The organism is Actinophytocola sp. (assembly GCF_036378875.1).
GTDB lineage: Bacteria > Actinomycetota > Actinomycetes > Mycobacteriales > Pseudonocardiaceae > Actinophytocola.
On record NZ_DASUVO010000123.1, the window covers coordinates 1 to 17,188 of the forward strand.

Annotated in this window: 15 protein-coding genes; 1 reads left to right on the forward strand and 14 read right to left on the reverse strand. The window is 70.2% G+C overall.

Going from position 1 to position 17,188, the window contains the following annotated elements; all coding sequences use genetic code 11:
* Positions 1–42: 42 nt before the first annotated feature.
* From VF106_RS35350 to VF106_RS35385, 8 genes are all read right to left on the reverse strand, one after another.
* Positions 43–282: an RNA-binding protein gene (locus tag VF106_RS35350; protein WP_330844291.1), complete on the reverse strand. Its 240-nt coding sequence runs from the start codon at positions 280–282 to the stop codon at positions 43–45.
* Entirely contained in the window at positions 279–713 is a 435-nt protein-coding gene (gene rpsP, locus VF106_RS35355) for a 30S ribosomal protein S16 (RefSeq protein ID WP_330844292.1), read from the reverse strand. The genes VF106_RS35350 and rpsP overlap by 4 nt, the downstream gene beginning before the upstream one ends.
* A 148-nt stretch (positions 714–861) precedes the next feature.
* Complete coding sequence (locus tag VF106_RS35360) at positions 862–1,620, reverse strand: CPBP family intramembrane glutamic endopeptidase (RefSeq protein WP_414639133.1); 759 nt, start codon at positions 1,618–1,620, stop codon at positions 862–864.
* Between the two features lie 61 nt (positions 1,621–1,681).
* Positions 1,682–2,746 carry an amidohydrolase family protein gene (locus tag VF106_RS35365; RefSeq protein ID WP_330844293.1) on the reverse strand — a complete coding sequence of 355 codons (1,065 nt, stop codon included), beginning with the start codon at positions 2,744–2,746 and terminating at the stop codon, positions 1,682–1,684.
* 3 nt (positions 2,747–2,749) lie between these two features.
* Entirely contained in the window at positions 2,750–4,300 is a 1,551-nt protein-coding gene (gene ffh / locus VF106_RS35370; RefSeq protein WP_330844294.1) for a signal recognition particle protein, read from the reverse strand.
* Positions 4,301–4,638: 338 nt separating this feature from the next.
* On the reverse strand, positions 4,639–7,056 hold the full coding sequence (locus tag VF106_RS35375) for a [protein-PII] uridylyltransferase (RefSeq protein ID WP_330844295.1): 2,418 nt from the start codon (positions 7,054–7,056) through the stop codon (positions 4,639–4,641).
* Positions 7,056–7,394, reverse strand: coding sequence for a P-II family nitrogen regulator (locus tag VF106_RS35380; RefSeq protein ID WP_330844296.1), 339 nt, complete (start codon positions 7,392–7,394; stop codon positions 7,056–7,058). The genes VF106_RS35375 and VF106_RS35380 overlap by 1 nt, the downstream gene beginning before the upstream one ends.
* Entirely contained in the window at positions 7,391–8,767 is a 1,377-nt protein-coding gene (locus VF106_RS35385; RefSeq protein ID WP_330844297.1) for an ammonium transporter, read from the reverse strand. The genes VF106_RS35380 and VF106_RS35385 overlap by 4 nt, the downstream gene beginning before the upstream one ends.
* Before the next feature lie 275 nt (positions 8,768–9,042).
* On the opposite strand from VF106_RS35385, the gene VF106_RS35390 reads away from it, so the two are divergent.
* Entirely contained in the window at positions 9,043–9,558 is a 516-nt protein-coding gene (locus tag VF106_RS35390; RefSeq protein WP_330844298.1) for a (2Fe-2S)-binding protein, read from the forward strand.
* On the opposite strand, the gene VF106_RS35395 is transcribed toward VF106_RS35390, so the two are convergent.
* From VF106_RS35395 to aceB, 6 genes are read right to left on the reverse strand one after another with little or no spacing between them, the layout of a single operon-like run.
* Positions 9,546–11,012 (reverse strand): bifunctional phosphatase PAP2/diacylglycerol kinase family protein, encoded by a 1,467-nt coding sequence (locus VF106_RS35395; protein WP_330844299.1) that lies wholly within the window; start codon positions 11,010–11,012, stop codon positions 9,546–9,548. The genes VF106_RS35390 and VF106_RS35395 overlap by 13 nt on opposite strands.
* A gap of 25 nt (positions 11,013–11,037) precedes the next feature.
* Positions 11,038–11,973, reverse strand: a complete 936-nt coding sequence (locus tag VF106_RS35400) for an endonuclease/exonuclease/phosphatase family protein (RefSeq protein WP_330844300.1) — start codon at positions 11,971–11,973, stop codon at positions 11,038–11,040.
* On the reverse strand, positions 11,970–13,064 hold the full coding sequence (alc, locus tag VF106_RS35405; protein WP_330844301.1) for an allantoicase: 1,095 nt from the start codon (positions 13,062–13,064) through the stop codon (positions 11,970–11,972). Before alc ends, VF106_RS35400 begins: the two co-directional genes overlap by 4 nt.
* Positions 13,065–14,375, reverse strand: coding sequence for an allantoinase AllB (gene allB / locus VF106_RS35410; RefSeq protein WP_330844302.1), 1,311 nt, complete (start codon positions 14,373–14,375; stop codon positions 13,065–13,067).
* Positions 14,376–15,557: a DUF6986 family protein gene (locus VF106_RS35415; RefSeq protein ID WP_330844322.1), complete on the reverse strand. Its 1,182-nt coding sequence runs from the start codon at positions 15,555–15,557 to the stop codon at positions 14,376–14,378.
* A gap of 52 nt (positions 15,558–15,609) precedes the next feature.
* Positions 15,610–17,178: a malate synthase A gene (gene aceB, locus VF106_RS35420; RefSeq protein ID WP_330844303.1), complete on the reverse strand. Its 1,569-nt coding sequence runs from the start codon at positions 17,176–17,178 to the stop codon at positions 15,610–15,612.
* Positions 17,179–17,188: the final 10 nt, after the last annotated feature.

The window sequence follows — 17,188 nt, forward strand, 5'->3', positions numbered from 1 at the left end:
TGCGGCCGCACGACGATGCCGACGAGCAGCGCGCCGGGTCCGCTAGCGGTCGGTGTCGACGACATCCACCCGCACGCCCCGCCCGCCGATCCCGTTCACGACGGTGCGCAGCGCGGTGGCGGTGCGCCCGCCGCGACCGATGACCTTGCCCAGGTCCTCCGGGTGCACACGGACCTCGAGGGTCCGGCCACGCCGGGTGGTCACCAGGTCCACGCGCACGTCGTCCGGGTGGTCGACGATTCCGCGGACGAGGTGCTCCAGCGCGTCCGCGAGCACACTCATGACTCGGCGGGAGCCTCGGCGGCCTCGTCGGCCTTCGGGCGACGGTCGGCCTTCTTCCGCGGCGTGGTCGCCTCGGTGGTCGGCTCCTGCCCGGCCGCCGCCAGGGCGGCCTGGAACCGGGCGAGCTTGTCGACCTTCTCCGGCTGCGGCTTGAGCGTGCCCTCGGTGCCCGGCAGGCCCTTGAACTTCTGCCAGTCGCCGGTGATCTCGAGGATCCGCTGCACCGACTCGGTCGGCTTCGCGCCGACACCCAGCCAGTACTGGGCGCGCTCGGAGTCGACCTGGATGAAGCTCGGCTCCTCCTTCGGGCGGTACTGGCCGATGGTCTCGATGGCCTTGCCGCTGCGGCGGGTACGGGCATCCGAGACGACGACGCGGTAGTACGGCGCCCGGATCTTGCCGAGACGCTGCAGCTTGATCTTGACTGCCACGGGTGGTGGTGCTCCTCTTGATGACGTGTGAGCGCCGGTGAGCCGTGTGGGGTTACGGCTCGCTGGTGCCCCAAGTTCGTTGGCGCCATGGCACGGTGAGAGGGTCCGGCCACGACGGACAGCTAGCCATTCTGCCAGATGGGATTTGCTACGCGGGCATGGCCCCGAGCGCGACGAGCAGGACGGCGAGCGCCGGCAGGAAGTTGTTGACCTGGTGAGCGATGATGCTGGCGCCCAACCGCCCGCTGAACAGGCGCGCCAGACCGATCGGAATGGCGATGACCAGCAGTAACAGCGTGCGCAGCGGTTCGAGGTGGCTGACCGCGAAGATGACCGTGGTGAGCCAGAACACAGCCCAGCGGCCCCACTTCAGCCGTTCGAGCGCGCCCCACAGCAGCCCGCGGTAGATGATCTCCTCGCAGACCGGGCCGATCAGCCACACGAACACGAACATCGCGATCGCGGGGGCGACCGGCATCTGCTGGTTGTCGACGAGGGCCCCGATCGCTGACTGGGCGTTCTCCTCACCGACGACGTTGGTCCACACGAACGCCGCGAACGTGGTGCAGATCAGGCCGATGAGGCCCCACTTGAAGCCGGTGCGGATGTCCTCGCGGCGCATCGACCAGCGCAGGTCGATGCGCGGGCCGTTGCCGCGCAGCTTCGTGAGGAGCAGCGCCACGGCGGCCGCCAGCAGCGGGGGGACCATCGTGCCGATGACGACCACGGTGGCCGAGGCACGGGCGTTGGGCGCGAAGATGCCCACGATCGCCCCGATGAGGACGGCCGTGAGCACGAAGACGGCGAACACGAAGAGGAACGCGCCGAAACCCCACCGGTGCGTGCGTTCGGCGACAGGGTCGGCGACGACATCGGCAGTGTCGATGATCTCGCGTTCCGCTGTCACCTACCTCAGCGTAGTCGGTCGATGCCCCGGAAACCCGCTGAGAACACGTGACAATTGCCGGTCACTTCATGACCCGTCCACGTAGGACGATCCGCGACGGTTGCCGCAGCGTGTTCAGGTCGACACGCGGATCCTCGTCGTAGGCGATGACATCCGCCGCCGCGCCTTCCTCGATCCCCCGGTAGCCGAGCCATTCCCTTGCCGCCCACGAGGCCGAGCCGATCGCGTCGTCGGCGGTCATGCCCATCTCGTGCAGTGCCACGATCTCGTCGACGATGCGGCCGTGGGCGATGCCGCCGCCCGCGTCCGTGCCCGCGTAGACGGGGATGCCGGCCTCCAGCGCGCTGGCCACGGTCTGCCGGACGCGGCTGTGCAGGTCGAGCATGTGGCGCTGGTACACCGGGTACTTGTCCGCGCCGGCGACGAGCTGGGGGAACGTCTCGATGTTGATCAGCGTCGGGACCAGCGCGGTGCCGTGGGACGCCATCAGCTCGATGGTGTCGGCGGTCAGACCGGTGCCGTGCTCGATGCAGTCGATGCCGGCGTTGACGAGGCCGGGCAACGCGTCCTCGCTGAACACGTGCGCGGTGACCCGCGCGCCGGCCTCGTGCGCGACCTTGACCGCCTCGGCAAGCACGTCGTCGGGCCACAGCGGGGCGAGGTCGCCCTTCTCCCGGTCGATCCAGTCACCGACCAGCTTCACCCAGCCGTCGCCGGCGTCCGCCTGTTCGGCCACCACCGACGGCAGCCGCGCGGGGTCGCCCAGTTCCTCACTGACGCCACGGATGTACCGCTTGGGCCGGGCGATGTGCTTGCCGGCGCGGATGATCCGCGGCAGTTCCAGCTTCTCCTGCAGCGGTCGGGTGTCCAGCGGGGCGCCGCAGTCGCGGACGAGCAGCGCGCCGGCGTCGCGGTCGGTCACTGCCTGCTGCTCGGCCTCGTCGAGGTCCTCGGCGGCGAGGCCGATGTGGCAGTGGGCGTCGACCAGGCCGGGCAGGAGGAAGCCGCCGTCCACCACCGTCTCGGCGTAGGGCACCGGGGTGAGCCGGAAGCGGCCGTTGACGATCCACAGGTCGCGGGTCTCACCATCGGGGAGCACCACGCCCCGCATGTGCAGTGCCGGCACGTGTTACTTGTCCTTCTTGGGGAACTTGAGCTTCGACGGGTCGAAGCCCGGCGGCAGCTGGGGGTCCATACCCGCCAGTCCCGGGGGCAGTTCGTTGAGGCCGGGGGGCAGCTTCGACAGGTCCGGCATTCCACCGGGGAAGCCGGGCATACCGCCACGCACCCTCGGCGGCGTCGGACCCCGCCCCTTGCCCTTCTTCCCCTTCTTGCCCTTGCGTGACTTGCTGGTGTTGCGGTTGCTGCCGGGGAAGCCGAAGCGGCCCGCCATCTGCTGCATCATCTTGCGTGCTTCGTAGAACCGGTTGACGAGGTCGTTGACCTCACGGATCTGGACGCCGGAGCCTCGGGCGATGCGCTGGCGCCGCGACGCGTTGATGATCTTGGGGTCGTTGCGCTCGGCCGGGGTCATGCCGCGGATGATCGCCTGCAGGCGGTCCAGGTGCTTGTCGTCGACCTGGGCCAGCTGGTCCTTCATCTGGCCTGCGCCCGGCAGCATGCCGAGGAGGTTGGCGATCGGGCCCATCTTGCGGACGGCGAGCATCTGCTCGAGGAAGTCCTCCAGGGTCAGCTCGCCCGTGCCGATCTTGGCGGCGGCGGCTTCGGCCTGGTCCTTGTCGAACGCCTGCTCGGCCTGCTCGATAAGCGTGAGCACGTCACCCATGCCGAGGATGCGGCTCGCCATCCGGTCGGGGTGGAACGCGTCGAAGTCCTCGAGCTTCTCGCCGTTGGAAGCGAAGAGGATCGGCTGGCCGGTGACCTCGCGGACCGACAGGGCGGCGCCGCCTCGGGCATCGCCGTCGAGCTTGGTGAGGACCACGCCAGTGAAGCCGACACCGTCGCGGAAGGCCTCGGCCGTGGTGACCGCGTCCTGACCGATCATGGCGTCGACGACGAACAGGATTTCGTCCGGCTGAGTCGCCTCGCGGATGTCGGCGGCCTGCCGCATCATCTCCTCGTCGACGCCCAGCCGGCCGGCGGTGTCGACGATGACGATGTCGTGCTGGGCCCGCTTGGCCTCCTCGATGGAGCGGCGCGCGACGTCGACCGGGTCGCCGACGCCGTTGCCCGGCTCGGGGGCGTAGGTCGGCACGCCGGCCCGCTCGCCGACCACCTGGAGCTGGTTGACCGCGTTCGGGCGCTGCAGGTCGCAGGCGACTAGCAGCGGGGTGTGGCCCTGCCCGACCAGCCATTTGGCGAGCTTGCCGGCGAGCGTGGTCTTACCGGAACCCTGCAGACCGGCGAGCATGATCACGGTCGGCGGGTTCTTGGCGTAGGTGAGACGCCGGGTCTCGCCGCCGAGGATGCCCATGAGCTCCTCGTTGACGATCTTGACGACCTGCTGGGCCGGGTTCAGCGCGCCGGAGACCTCCGCGCCCTTGGCGCGCTCCTTGACGTGCGCGATGAACGTCCGGACCACTGGAAGCGCGACGTCCGCCTCCAGCAACGCGATCCTGATCTCGCGGGCGGTGGCGTCGATGTCGGCCTCGGACAGCCGGCCGCGGCCGCGGAGGTTCTGCAGGACCGAGGTGAGCCGGTCGGAAAGAGTGTCGAACACCCTGCCGAGGGTAGCTGGTCAGCGCCTGTGGCCGCCGGGATGGGCTCGACCCCTCGTGCGAGCCCCATCCCGGCCTTCCCAGTCGCGCCCCCTCCCCGGGGCGCAGGAACAGCCTCTCGTTTTCGAGCACCCGTGAGCAGCGCGAAGTCCCCTGGTTGGTTGTAGGGAGAACTACTCAACTCCGGCAGGTAGACCCGCGAGTCGCGCTTTGGGCCCCCGCGAGTCGCGCTCTCGGCCCCCGCGAGTCGCGTTTTCAGGTACACCGGGGCGTACACGAAACGCAACTCATGGGGGCCGACCGCGAGACTCGCCGGGGCCGAACGCGCGACTCGCGAGGTTTAGCAGGCGGCCAGTACGGCGCGTTCTATTTCCTTACGCCACTCTTCGCTGTTCGTGTCGCCGTTCGACGGGCTTGTCGACGCCAGGCTGAACGAGCTGATGGCTGTGCCGCCCACCTGCATGATGCGGGCCCACAGGATGTCGGCGCCGCTGCGCTCCAGGGCCTCCGCGACGCTGTACAGGAGGCCGAGGCGGTCGGCCGCGCGCATCTCCAGGACCACGTCCTTCGACTCGACGCCGCCGTCCGCCTCGTCCGCGAACCACAGGACGCGGGCCTCCGGTGGGTCGTCCTGTTCCGAGGCGTAGTCGCGTTCCTTCGCCGCCAGCTTCTCCGCCAGCGGCAGGGAACCGGCCAGTGCGCGGGTGAACCGCTCCCGGAGCAGGCCGGCGTCCGGTAGGGACCCGAAGCGGGGGGACACCGAGAAGACGTCCACCGCCACGCCGGCGTGGGCACGCAGCTCGGCGGCGTGCACCGAGAGCGAGTGCAGTGCCAGCACGCCGGCCGCGCGTGACAACAGGCCAGGGCGGTCCGGGGCGACGAGGGTGATCGTGGCGAACCCGCGTTCGACCGTCGACGAGATGATGATGTCCGGTTTGCCCGAAGCGGCCACGGTTTCCGCCAGGGCACGCTGCTCGGCGGAGAGCGGGGTCGGCTCCTCGTGCTTCTCCCCCGCCATGCGGCGACGGCAGCGGCTGACCAGGTCGGCGACGAGCGCCGCCTTCCAGTCCGTCCACACGCCAGGACCGGTGGCGAGCGAGTCCACCTCGGCCAGCGCGTGTAGCAGCTCCAGCAGCACCGGGTCGTCGCCGAGGGTGTCGACGACGCGTTGCACGGTCGCCTCGTCCTCGATGTTGCGGCGGGTGGCCGTGTGCGGGAGCAGCAGGTGGTGCCGGACCATCGCGGACAGGACGGCCACGTCCGGCGCGGGCAGCCCCAGGCGCTCCCCCACCTGTGTGGCCAGCGCGGCACCCACGATCGAGTGATCCTGCTCCCGGCCCTTGCCCAGGTCGTGGAGGATCGCGCCGATCAGCAGCAGGTCGGGGCGGGACACGCGGGTCACGAGCCTGGCCGCGTTGGCGGTGGCCTGCACGAGGTGCCGGTCCACGGTCCACACGTGCGCGGCGTCCCGGGGCGGCAGGTCACGCACCGCACCCCACTCGGGGAACAGCCGGGCCCACAACCCCGTGCGGTCCAACGACTCCACGACGTCGATCAGGCCGTCGCCGGCCCCGAGCAGCGACAGCAGCTCCTGTCGCACGTCCTCGGACCACGGGGCCCTGGGCTCCGGCGCGGACTCCCCCAGCCTGGCCAGCGCGCCTGGCGCGATGGGCTTGCCGGTACGGGCGGCGGCCGCGGCGACCCGCAACAGCAGCGCGGGGTCCTTGCCGGGGTCGACGTCGCGCGCGAGCGTCACCTCGTCCCCGTTCAGCACGACGCCCTCGGCCAGTGGTCTTCGCTGCGGCTGGCGGCGCAGGACACTGAGCACCTTGCGTGACTGCCTGGCCGGCTGGACCGTTCGCAGCGCGACGTCCAGCGCGTAGGCCACCGTGCGGCCGGCGCCGGACAGGGCACGGGCCAGAGCGAACCGGTCGGCGACGCCCAGCACGGCGGCGATCTCGTCGCCGTCCTGCGGCATGAGCACGTCCCGGGGCCTGCCGGCGATGCGGCGCAGCTCGGTGCGGGTGTCCAGTAGCAGCCTGCGTGCCTGCGACACCTCACCGTGGGGCCGGTCCACGAGCTGTGCGAGGGCCAGCGCGTCCAGCATGGCCAGGTCGCGCAGGCCGCCGCGGCCGTGTTTGAGATCGGGTTCCACCCAGTGGGCGACCTCGCCGCTGCGCTGCCAGCGCGCCCGCGCGGACTCCACCAGCTCGTCGACGCGGCGGCGCACACCCGTGCGCCAGGCGTCGAGGGCGGAGTCGGCCAGCCTGGCGGCCAGCTCGGCGTCGCCGGCGAGATGGCGGGCGTCGAGCAGCCCCATGGCCGTGCGGAGGTCGGTACCGGCCACGTCGAGTGCCTCGGAGACCGTCCGCACCGAGTGGTCGAGGCCGACGCCGGAGTTCCACAGCGGGTACCACAGCTGTTCGGCGACCGCGTCGATCCGGCCGTTGCGCTTGCCCTCGTACACGAGGACCAGGTCGAGGTCGGAGAAGGGCACGAGCTCGCGGCGGCCGAGACCACCGACGGCGACCAGGGCGATGCCCGCGGCCTCGGTGCCGATGCCGGCCTGTGCGGCATGCACGGTCAGCCAGAACTCGTGCAGATCGGACAGTGCTTCCCGAAGGACGTCCGGAGCGAGTCGTCCGGTCTGGTGCTGCGTGCCCCGCCCGAGCAACCGGTCACGCGCCAACACCAGATCGGCGGCAGTGGGGGCGGCCTGCGCCTTGCGGCCGGCCGCCCCCTCCCCCTGAGGCGTCATCAGAGCGCGTCTGTGCCGCGCTCTCCGGTGCGCACCCGAACCACGGTGTCCACCGGCGTGACCCAGACCTTGCCGTCACCGATCTTGCCGGTTCGCGCGGCCTCCACCACGGCCTCCACCACCTTGTCGCCCAGCGTGTCGTCGACCAGGACCTCGAGCTTCACCTTCGGCACGAAGTCGACCGAGTACTCGGCGCCCCGGTAGACCTCGGTGTGGCCCTTCTGCCGGCCGTAGCCCTGCACCTCGCTGACGGTCATGCCCAGCACACCCACCTGCTCCAGTGCGGCCTTGACGTCATCGAGCGTGAACGGCTTGATGATCGCCGTCACCAGCTTCATGCCTTGCTCCCTTCCAGGGTGTCGGCGGAGGTCTTCGTGGCCGGCCTGGCGGCTTCGGACGAGCTGCCACCACCGAAGCCACCGAAGTCGTACGCGGTCTCCTTGTGCTCGGCCTCGTCGATGCCGATGACCTCGGCCTCCTCACTGACCCGGAAGCCGATCGTGGCCTTGATGAGGAGTCCGATGACAAGAGTCAAGACGAACGAGTACACGAGGACCGCGCCCGCCGCGACGATCTGCCGACCCAGCTGGGTGAATCCGCCGCCGTACAAGAGGCCGTTGTCGCCCAGCGAGGCGGTGTTGACGTCGAGGTTGCTGAAGAAGCCGATCAGGATGGTGCCGATCAGGCCACCGACGAGGTGGATGCCCACCACGTCGAGCGAGTCGTCCAGGCCCAGCTTGAACTTGAGGGCGACGGCGAGGGCACAGACCACACCGGCGATGACACCGATGGCGAGCGCGCCCCAGATGTCCACGTAACCGCAGGCCGGGGTGATCGCGACGAGACCGGCGACGGCACCGGACGCGGCACCCAGCGTGGTCGGCTTGCCGAACTTGAGCTGCTCGGTGATGAGCCAGCCGAGCACGGCCGCGGCGGTGGCGACGGTGGTGTTGGTGAACGCCAGTGCGGCGGTGTCGCTCGCGGCCAGCGCGGAGCCGGCGTTGAAGCCGTACCAGCCGAACCACAGGAGGCTGGCGCCCAGCAGGACGAACGGCACGTTGTGCGGCCGAGGCGTCTCCTTCGGCCAGCCCTTGCGCTTGCCGAGGATGATCGCGAGTGCCAGTGCCGCGGCACCGGCGTTGATGTGCACCGCGGTGCCACCTGCGAAGTCGAGCGCCTTGAGGTCGTTGGCGATCCAGCCACCGGAGGCGTCGGCGCCGATGAAGCCGTCGAACGAGAACACCCAGTGCGCGACCGGGAAGTAGACGACCGTGCCCCACAGCACGAGGAACACGACCCAGCTCCAGAACTTCGCGCGGTCCGCGATCGCACCCGAGATCAGAGCGGGCGTGATGATCGCGAACATGAGCTGGAACATCGCGAAGGCGAGCACGGGCAGCGCGTCAGCGCCCGGCCACGGATTCTCGTCGGTGCCGAACCCGGCGAGCTTGCCGACGCCTTCGGTCAGCCCTGCCCAGTCGAGGTTGCCCAACAGGCCTCCGCCGACATCGTTGCCGAAGGAGAGGCTGAAGCCGAACAACGCCCACAGCACGGTGATCACCGCGAGTGAGATGAAGTTCAACATCAGCATGTTGAGCACACTCTTGGAGCGGACCATGCCGCCGTAGAAGAATGCCAGACCAGGCGTCATGAGCATGACCAGCGCGGCGCTGGCCAGCACCCACGCGGTATCTCCTGCGTTGAGTGACAAGTCGTCCTCCCGAACACCAGATTTGCACCGGGAGCATCGGGAAGTCAGGTTTCACGGGATCGCGTCGGCGGTTTCTCCCATGTGAACTGTCGTCCGGTTTTTGTTACAACCACGTTTCGGCCACGTAGCCGCTACTCTGGGCGGTCATCGAAGAGCGCGAAACACACGGGCCCGTAACCGTCCCCGCGAAGCACATCGGCGATCCGTCATGGCTGGCCGCGCAGTTCGCGGCGGCCGCACGCCGGTACCGCCTCACACGGCGGCGGACCATCGGCGTGCTGTGGTGGTACTCGGCGAGCTCCGTGCTGCTCGGTCCGACCGCGGAGTCGTACGTGCGGGGTGGCCCGGTGGCCGATCCGGCGCTGGGCGAGATGACGTTGTCCCTGCACCCGGACGGCCGCGTGCTCGACGCCCGGTCGGGTGCCACGGTGGACCGGGCCATGGCGCCCGAGCTGGTCGCGGACCTGGTCGCGACATGTGTGTCGGCGGTGGCGACGGCGTCCGGGGCATCGTCGCGCGCGTTGTGGGCCGTTGCGACGGACTCGCTCGCGAACCGGGTGCTGTGGGCGGGCGGTTCGGCGGCGCACGCGCAGGCGCTTGCGGCGGACGAACGGTTCCCGACACCGAGGTATGTGGAGGTTTCGGGTCAGCGGGTGGTGCGGCGGACGTCGTGCTGCCTGATCTACGAGGCGCCCGGACAGCAGAAGTGCGTGAGCTGCCCGCGGCAGACCCCCGACGATCGGTTACGACGGTTGCGCGCGGCGTTCGGCGCGATCGGTCAGGACACGTAGACGGGCAGCGCGTCCTTGCGCACCCAGAAGCGGAAGCGGCGGCCGAACGGGCCAACCTCGCCATCGAGGGCGATTCTGCGGGGACCGTCCAGCAGCACGACATCGACGGCCGGCACCTCGTCGTGCCGGTACACATGGCTGGTGTGCAGCGTGCCCGTGAGCGTGGCGAGGAGGAACCGCGCGCGGGAGTACGGGATGTCGGCACGCAGGTAACGCACGTCGAGCATGCCGGACGCCAGCGATGGCCTGCGTGCCGCGCCGAAGCCCTTCGGCTCGTAGGCGCCGTTGCCGACGAACAGCATCCACACGGTGCGGCGGTGGCCGTTGAGCAGGATCGTGAGCGGCTTGGCGCTGCGGAGTGTGCGGGTGGTGGCGAGCAGCGTCGCGGCCCACTTCGGCCAGCGTGCCTGGAGCTTTTCCCGCAACCGCACGGTTTCCGGGTAGCCGCCGAGGCTCGCCGTGTTGACGAACACGGCACGGTCCGTCTTGCCGTTGGTGATGGCGACCTCGGTGACGTCGCAGCGGATGACGGAGCCGGCGCGGCTCGCGGCCTGCGCGTCGTCGAGGTGGTCGATGCCGGCGTCGCGGGCGAAGTGGTTGAGCGTGCCCGCCGGGACGACGACCAGCGGTAGACCGTGTTCGACGGCGATCCCGGCGGCGCAGGCCACCGTGCCGTCGCCGCCGACCGCGCCGACGGCCCGGATCTCACCGTGCTGGATGTGCTTGGTGACGTCGGCGACCACGTCCTGGTCGCTGTCCGGCAGCACCTCGACGATGTCGGCCTTCGGCCAGGCCTTGGTGACCTCGGTGACCGCGTCGCCCCCGGCGCCGGCGCCGGGGTTGACGATCAGCACGAGCCCGTCGCCGTCACCCAGTTCCGCCGCGGTGTCACGGTGCCGGGGACCGTCCGGGATGGCGTTCTGGTGCGGCCACCAGTGGCGGGTGGCGTAGGCGGCGGTGACCCCGATGGCCGCGCCCGCGACGACATCGGTCGGCCAGTGGACGCCGGTGTGGACGCGGCTGTAACCGACGGCGGCGGCGAGGGGGACCACAGCGGCGGCGGCCCCACGGTGCTCCATGGCGACCGCCGACGCGAACGCGGCCGCCGAGGCCGCGTGCCCGGACGGGAACGACGACGACTTGGGACGGCGGGTCATGCGGCGCAGCACGGGCAGCAGTTCGGCAGCCGGGCGGCGGCGCGGGAAGAGCCGTTTGCCGATCAGGCTCGCGGCGAAGCTGGCACCGCCGATCGCCGCCAGTCCACGAAGGCCGGCGCGTCGCGTGGCGCCCTTGCGGCTGATGAGGATCGCGGCGATGGCGAACCAGAGCTTGCTGTGGTCGGCAGCGTGTCCTAGATGACGAAAGCCGTCGTCGACAGGGGTGGGTCGCAGGTCCCCGATGCGCCGGACGATCTCGGCGTCGAACCGGCTTACCTTTCGGAAACGCCTGAGCATGGTCCGCACCCGCGGTGAATACCACCTACGCGCCAAGGGAAACCTCGATGGTCGCGGCCAGTCCCCAGTGGTCGGACTCGTGGCTGACGAACCGGACCGTGTCGCTCGCGCCGACACCGCGGACGAGGATGTAGTCGATACGCCGGGAGTCCTTGTCCGGATGCTTCTGGTCGATCGTCGGCCCGAGGTCGGCGGCCACGTCGGTGTAGTCGAGGTCACGGGTGTACGTCTCGATCGCCGCCATCGTCAGCCGGCTCGGGTCGGGCACGCCGATCGTCTGGTTGAGGTCGCCGGTGACGACGGCCGGGTTGGTCCCTGACTCGGTGATCTCCTGTATCCGCCTGACGTCCGCGGCACGGCGTTCGTCGGAGTTCTGGCGCGCCAGCGAAAGGTGCGTGTTGTACACATCGAACACACCCTGTGCCGTGGTGATCTCGGCCCCCATGAACGAGCGGCCACCGGAGGGCAGCACGACACCCTGGTCGTCGTTCACGTCGTCGATCGTGATCGGCCGCTGGCTCGTGATGCCGTCGCCGATGCGGACGAGCTGGGCGTTGCCGGACGAGACGTTCTCGTAGGTCGGCGACTCGTCACGGTTCTTGCCAGGATAGAACGACGAGTTGGCCGCGTGCGCCCAGTTCAGCTGCCACTCGTCGCCGGACAGCTCGCGCAGGATGGTCCGCAGTTCCCTCGCCGCCGGCAGCGCCATCTCCTGCAGGTTGGCGATGTCCCCGCCGTTGCCGAGGATGTCCCTGGCGAGGAGCATCAGATCCTCTCGTGTGGCGTCGGTGCCGGCCGGATCGCCCTTGCCTGCCCGGTAACCCATGGCGGCGTTCAGGTTGACCACGCGGACGATCTTGTCCGACTCGGGGAAGGTGGGCGTCGTCTCCGTCGAGTCCGAACCGCTGGCGGCACCGCAACCCGCGACCAGCAGCGCGAGCACCGCGACAAGTGCCTTCATCGCAGTACCACCGGCACGTCGTCGAGCGGGCGGGCGGCCGCGAGCGCCACCGCATCGGCTTCGGAGAGTCCGGCTTCGGTCATGACCGTGACCACGTTGGCCACCGGCAGTCGGTTTAGCCAACTCAGGACCAGGTCCCGGCGACCTGCGTCGGTCAGCGCGCCGTGCAGCCGGAGCCGGGCCATGCCGCCGTCCGGGTAGACGTCCATGCGCACGTGGGTGACCTCGGCGCCGCCCGCCAGCCGGAAGAGGTGGCGGGTGTCCGGCTGCAGACGGGTTTTCGGCAGCAGCGTCGCCCACTCGTCCCCGACCAGTCCGGACAGCGACGCCCAGCCGGGCGCGTTTCCCTTGAAATGAGTGGTGTCCAGCTCCGCCAGCCGCACCACGCCCTGCCCGGCCAACCGGACGGTCACCCAGTCGTTGGCGTCGTCGCGGCGGCGGGCGGTCTCCCAGCCCTCCCCCATCACCGCGGCGAAACCCGGCGAGATCAGGTTCGCCGGGGACGAGTAGAACATGTTGCTACAGCTGTCGATCGAGGCGCCGTTCGCCAGTGCCGCCAGGTCCAGCGACGCCAGGTCGAGCAACCGAGGGTCCGCGACCGGCGTGCCGTGCACCCGCAGCCGTGCGACCCCGCCGTCCGGGTCGATGGTCAGCCGGACGTGCGTGTAGCGCTGGGGATCGTCGACCTCGAACGGGTTCTTCGTGTTGCCCAGCAGCGGAGAGCGCGGCACGAGCGGCTGCCAGTCCACCTCGGACAGTTCGACCGGCGACGGGTAGCCCTCCACCGCCGCGGCCTCCACCCAGCAGAAGGGCGGGTAATTGCCGGTGAAGAACGCCGTGTCCACCACGATCCCCCGCACCACACCGGGTAGGCCCAGCCGCACGACGGCCTGGTCGACGCCCGGCTCGCGCCGCCTGCGGGTCTCCCAGCCGTCGTAGATCTGTCCCTTGTGGCCGAACGTGGCCGGCTGGTACACCGCCTCGGTCGGCCGGATCAGGTTCTCCTTCTCCGCGAACAGCTCGTCGTTGGCCCAGAGCACGCTCCCGCCGACACGACGCGAGGCGAGATCGGGCAGGGCGGCGAAGTCCATTCAGCGCTCCAAGAGCTTTCCGTGCGCGGCCTCGCCGGTCACCTCGCGGCCACGCAACCACGTCCGCCGCACCACACCGGTGAGCGTGCGACCGTGGTAGGCGGACACCGGGTTGCGGTGGAACAGCTTCTCGGCGTCCACAGTGAACTCCTCGGTCGGCGCCAGCACGCAGAGGTCCGCGTCCCTGCCCGGCTCGATCGCGCCCTTGCGTGCCAGGCCGACGAGTGCGGCGGGGGCCGACGACATCCAGCGCACCACGTCGGTCAGCGGCACGCCACGACGCCGCGCCTGCGTCCACACCGCCGGCAGACCCAGCTGCAGGCCGGCGATCCCGCCCCACGCAACGCCGAAATCCCCCGTGTCAAAGCGTTTCAGGTCGGCGGTGCACGGCGAGTGGTCGCTCACCACGCAGTCGATCACCCCGTCGGCCAGCCCCTGCCACAGCAGATCCTGGTTCGCCGCCTCGCGGATCGGCGGACAGCACTTGAACTGCGTCGCCCCCTCCGGGACTTCCTCGGCGGTCAGCGTCAGGTAGTGCGGGCACGTCTCCACGGTGATCGGTACGCCGTCGCGGCGCGCGGCCGCGATCATCGGCAGCGCGTCCGCCGACGACAGGTGCACCACGTGCACCCGCGTGCCCGTGCGCCGGGACAGCTCGATCACGGTGGCGATGGCCCGTTGTTCCGCGTCCCTCGGCCGGGACGCGAGGAAGTCGCCGTACGCCCGGCCGTGCGGGGCGGGCGCGTGCTCGATCAGGTCCGGGTCCTCGGCGTGCACGATCATCAGCGCGTCGAGGTCGCGGAGCGTCGCGAGTGCCTCGGCAAGCTGGCTGGTCGAGAGGTGGCCGAACTCCTCGACCCCGGAGTCGAGCAGAAAACACTTGAACCCGAACACCCCGGCCGCGTGCAGTGCCGGTAGCTCGGCCAGGTTCCCCGGCACGGCGCCGGCCCAGAACCCGACATCCACGTGAGTGTGGCCGAACGCGGTGGCCTTTTTGATGTCCAGCGCAGGCACGTCCACCGTCGGCGGGATGCTGTTGAGCGGCATGTCGACGATCGTGGTCACGCCACCGGCCGCGGCGGCGCGGGTCGCGGTCTCGAAGCCCTCCCACTCGGTGCGGCCGGGGTCGTTGACGTGCACGTGGGTGTCCACGAGCCCAGGCAGCAGCACCTCGTCGTCGGCCAGGTCGACGAAAACCGGCCCGTCCAGCTCCGCCTCGACCGCGACGATCACGCCGTCCTCGATCCCGACCGCGCCGGATCTCTCACCGTCAGGGGTGATGATCCGGCTGGCGCGGATGATGAACTCCACCTAGACCGCCTCCCGCCGCGCCAGCGCCCGAAGATCTACTTCGGACAGTCCACACAGTCGGGTGACGTCCGCGGAGGACAGCGCGCCGCAGTCCACCGCCCGCAACATGGACAGCGCAAGCGCTTGCGCTGTCGCGGGTTCGTCCAGCACGCCCTCGTCGACCTTGTCCACGTACGCGCGCAAGCGTTTGGCGTCCGCCTCCGCGTTGCCCAGGTAGAACGCGTAGTTGGCGGCGTAGCGAGTCACGAGCTGCGCCGGGTGCAGATCCCAGCCCTGGTAGAAGCCGTGTTTGAGCGAACGCAGCGTCAGCCGGTAGTGCTCGCGCCACGCCTCGTGCACCGCCTCCCGGTCGCCGACCGGCAGCACGTTGGTCGAGCCGTCGGACAGGCGGACCCCGGTACCCGCCGCGCTGACCTGCATGACGTGCCGGGCGAAGTCGCACGCCGCGTGTGCGAGGTGCTGCTCGCCCGCCGAAAGCCCGCACGCGGCCGTGTAGTCGTAGGTGCCGAAGTGCAACCCGCTCACCCGGCCCCGCCCGGCCGAGATGAACCGCGGGATCGTGAACGACCCCGTCGAGTCCACGATGGACTGGGTGGTCTCGATCTGGATCTCGAACCGCAGCCGCCCCTCCGGCAGGTCGAGCCGGCTCTCCAGCAAGCCGAGCAGCTCACACAGCGCCGTCACCTGCTCGACGGCCGTGACCTTGGGGAACGTCAGCGTCAGCCCGTCCGGCACGGTCGGAAGCTGGGTCAGGAACAGGTCGAGCGTGCGGACCCCTCGGGCGAAGTACTCGAACGACTTGAACCGGATACCGACCGACAGTACGTCGAGGACGGCAGCCAGGCCCGCGCACCGCACCGCGTCCTCGTCCTCCGCGGTGTCCGGCTGATGGCCGTAACCGTCCTCGAAGTCGATCCGCAGGTCCTCCACCGGTTCCGTGGCGAGCTTCGCGACGACCTTCTGGTGGACGGTCTCCGCCAACCGGGCGGGCAGCCCGAGCACCTCCGCGAACGCCAGCGGGCCCGGCGCGTGCGCCTCCAACACGGCGAGCGCGGCGGCGCCCCACTGGACCGGCAGGTCGTCGGTGACCTGGTCGGCCGGCACGTAGCACGTGTGCACGGGCTGGCGCCCGCCCGCGTCGCCGGGATAGCGGGCCGCCCGCGCGGCGTCTACTTCGGACATCCAGCGGGCGATCCCGGTGAGCGTCGGGGCGTCCAGCGAGGTCCGCACCGTCTCAGATCCGCTCGTAGGCCGGCAAGGTCAAGAAGTCCGGGTACTCGTCGGCCAGCGCGACCTGCTCGAACAGCTCGCACGCGAGGTCGAGATGCGGTGTGCCGGCCAGTTCCTCGCGGACTTCGCCGAGCAGCGCCCGCACCTGGTCGGCCGTGACCGTGGCGCCGGTATCGAGCTTCACCTCGTTGCGCATCCACTGCCACACCTGCGACCGCGAGATCTCCGCCGTCGCCGCGTCCTCCATGAGGTTGTGGATCGCGGCGGCGCCGTTACCACCCAGCCAGGAGGCGAGGTAGCGGACCCCGACGTCGACGGCGGCGCGGAGACCACCCGCGGTGGCGGCACCTGGCGTGGCCTTGACGTCCAGCAGCTGGTCGGCGGTCACCGACACGTCCTCGCGCAGCCTGTCGAGCTGGTTGGGGCGGTCGCCGAGGACTCCTGTGAACTCCTCGTCACAGATCGACACGAGGTCGGGGTGCGCGACCCACGACCCGTCGAACCCGTCGGCCGCCTCTCGCCGCTTGTCGTCGTGGACCTTGGCGAGTGCCTTCTCGGTGACCTCGGGATCGCGGCGGTTGGGGATGAACGCGGCCATGCCACCCATCGCGAACGCGCCACGCTTGTGGCAGGTCCGGACGAGCAGCTCGGTGTAGGCACGCATGAACGGCGCGGTCATCGTGACGTCGTTGCGGTCGGGCAGCACGAAGTCGGCGCCCGCGTCGCGGAAGTACTTGATGATGCTGAACAGGTAGTCCCAGCGGCCCGCGTTCAGCCCGGAGGCGTGGTCACGCAGCTCGTAGAGGATCTCCTCCATCTCGAACGCCGCCGGGATGGTCTCGATGAGCACGGTTGCGCGGACGGTGCCGTGCGGGATGCCCCTGGCTTCCTGGGCGTACGTGAAGACGTCGTTCCACAGGCGCGCTTCGAGGTGACTTTCCATCTTCGGCAGGTAGAAGTACGGGCCGCTGCCCTTGTCGAGCAGTGCCTGCGCGTTGTGGAAGAAGTACAGCCCGAAGTCGACGAGCGCGCCGACCGCCGGCTTGCCGTCGACGGTGATGTGCCGCTCGTCGAGGTGCCAGCCTCGGGGCCGCATGACGATCACCGCGTGCTTGATGTCCGGCTTGAGCGCGTACTCCTTGCCCTCCGGCGAGGTGAACGCGATCGTGCCGCGGACGGCGTCGTCGAGGTTGACCTGCCCGCTGACCACGTTGTGCCAGTGCGGCGTGTTGGCGTCCTCCAGATCGGCGAGCCACACCTTGGCGCCGGAGTTGAGCGCGTTGATAGCCATCTTGCGCTCGGTGGGTCCGGTGATCTCCACCCGCCGGTCCTGGAGGTCGGCCGGGGCCGATGCCACCCGCCAGTCGGCCTCGCGGACCTCACGGGTCCCGTCGAGGAAGTCCAGTCTGCCGGTGCGGGAGGCCTGTTCGCGGCGCGCCGCGCGGGCCGCCAGCAGTTCGTCACGCCGGCCCGCGAACCGCTCGTGCAGACCGGCGAGGAACTCCAGCGCCTCGGGGGTGAGTATCTCCTCGCTTCGCTCGACGGAACCGCCGAGCACCTGGATGTCGACCATGGCCTTAACC

What these genes read in the sequence shown, in the direction of transcription:
- aceB (WP_330844303.1), bottom strand. Translation starts at nt 17,178, where the DNA reads ATGGTCGACATCCAGGTGCTCGGCGGTTCCGTCGAGCGAAGCGAGGAG.
- VF106_RS35375 (WP_330844295.1), bottom strand. Translation starts at nt 7,056, where the DNA reads ATGACGCCTCAGGGGGAGGGGGCGGCCGGCCGCAAGGCGCAGGCCGCC.
- VF106_RS35380 (WP_330844296.1), bottom strand. Translation starts at nt 7,394, where the DNA reads ATGAAGCTGGTGACGGCGATCATCAAGCCGTTCACGCTCGATGACGTC.
- VF106_RS35395 (WP_330844299.1), bottom strand. Translation starts at nt 11,012, where the DNA reads ATGCTCAGGCGTTTCCGAAAGGTAAGCCGGTTCGACGCCGAGATCGTC.
- VF106_RS35400 (WP_330844300.1), bottom strand. Translation starts at nt 11,973, where the DNA reads ATGAAGGCACTTGTCGCGGTGCTCGCGCTGCTGGTCGCGGGTTGCGGT.
- VF106_RS35350 (WP_330844291.1), bottom strand. Translation starts at nt 282, where the DNA reads ATGAGTGTGCTCGCGGACGCGCTGGAGCACCTCGTCCGCGGAATCGTC.
- VF106_RS35415 (WP_330844322.1), bottom strand. Translation starts at nt 15,557, where the DNA reads ATGTCCGAAGTAGACGCCGCGCGGGCGGCCCGCTATCCCGGCGACGCG.
- alc (WP_330844301.1), bottom strand. Translation starts at nt 13,064, where the DNA reads ATGGACTTCGCCGCCCTGCCCGATCTCGCCTCGCGTCGTGTCGGCGGG.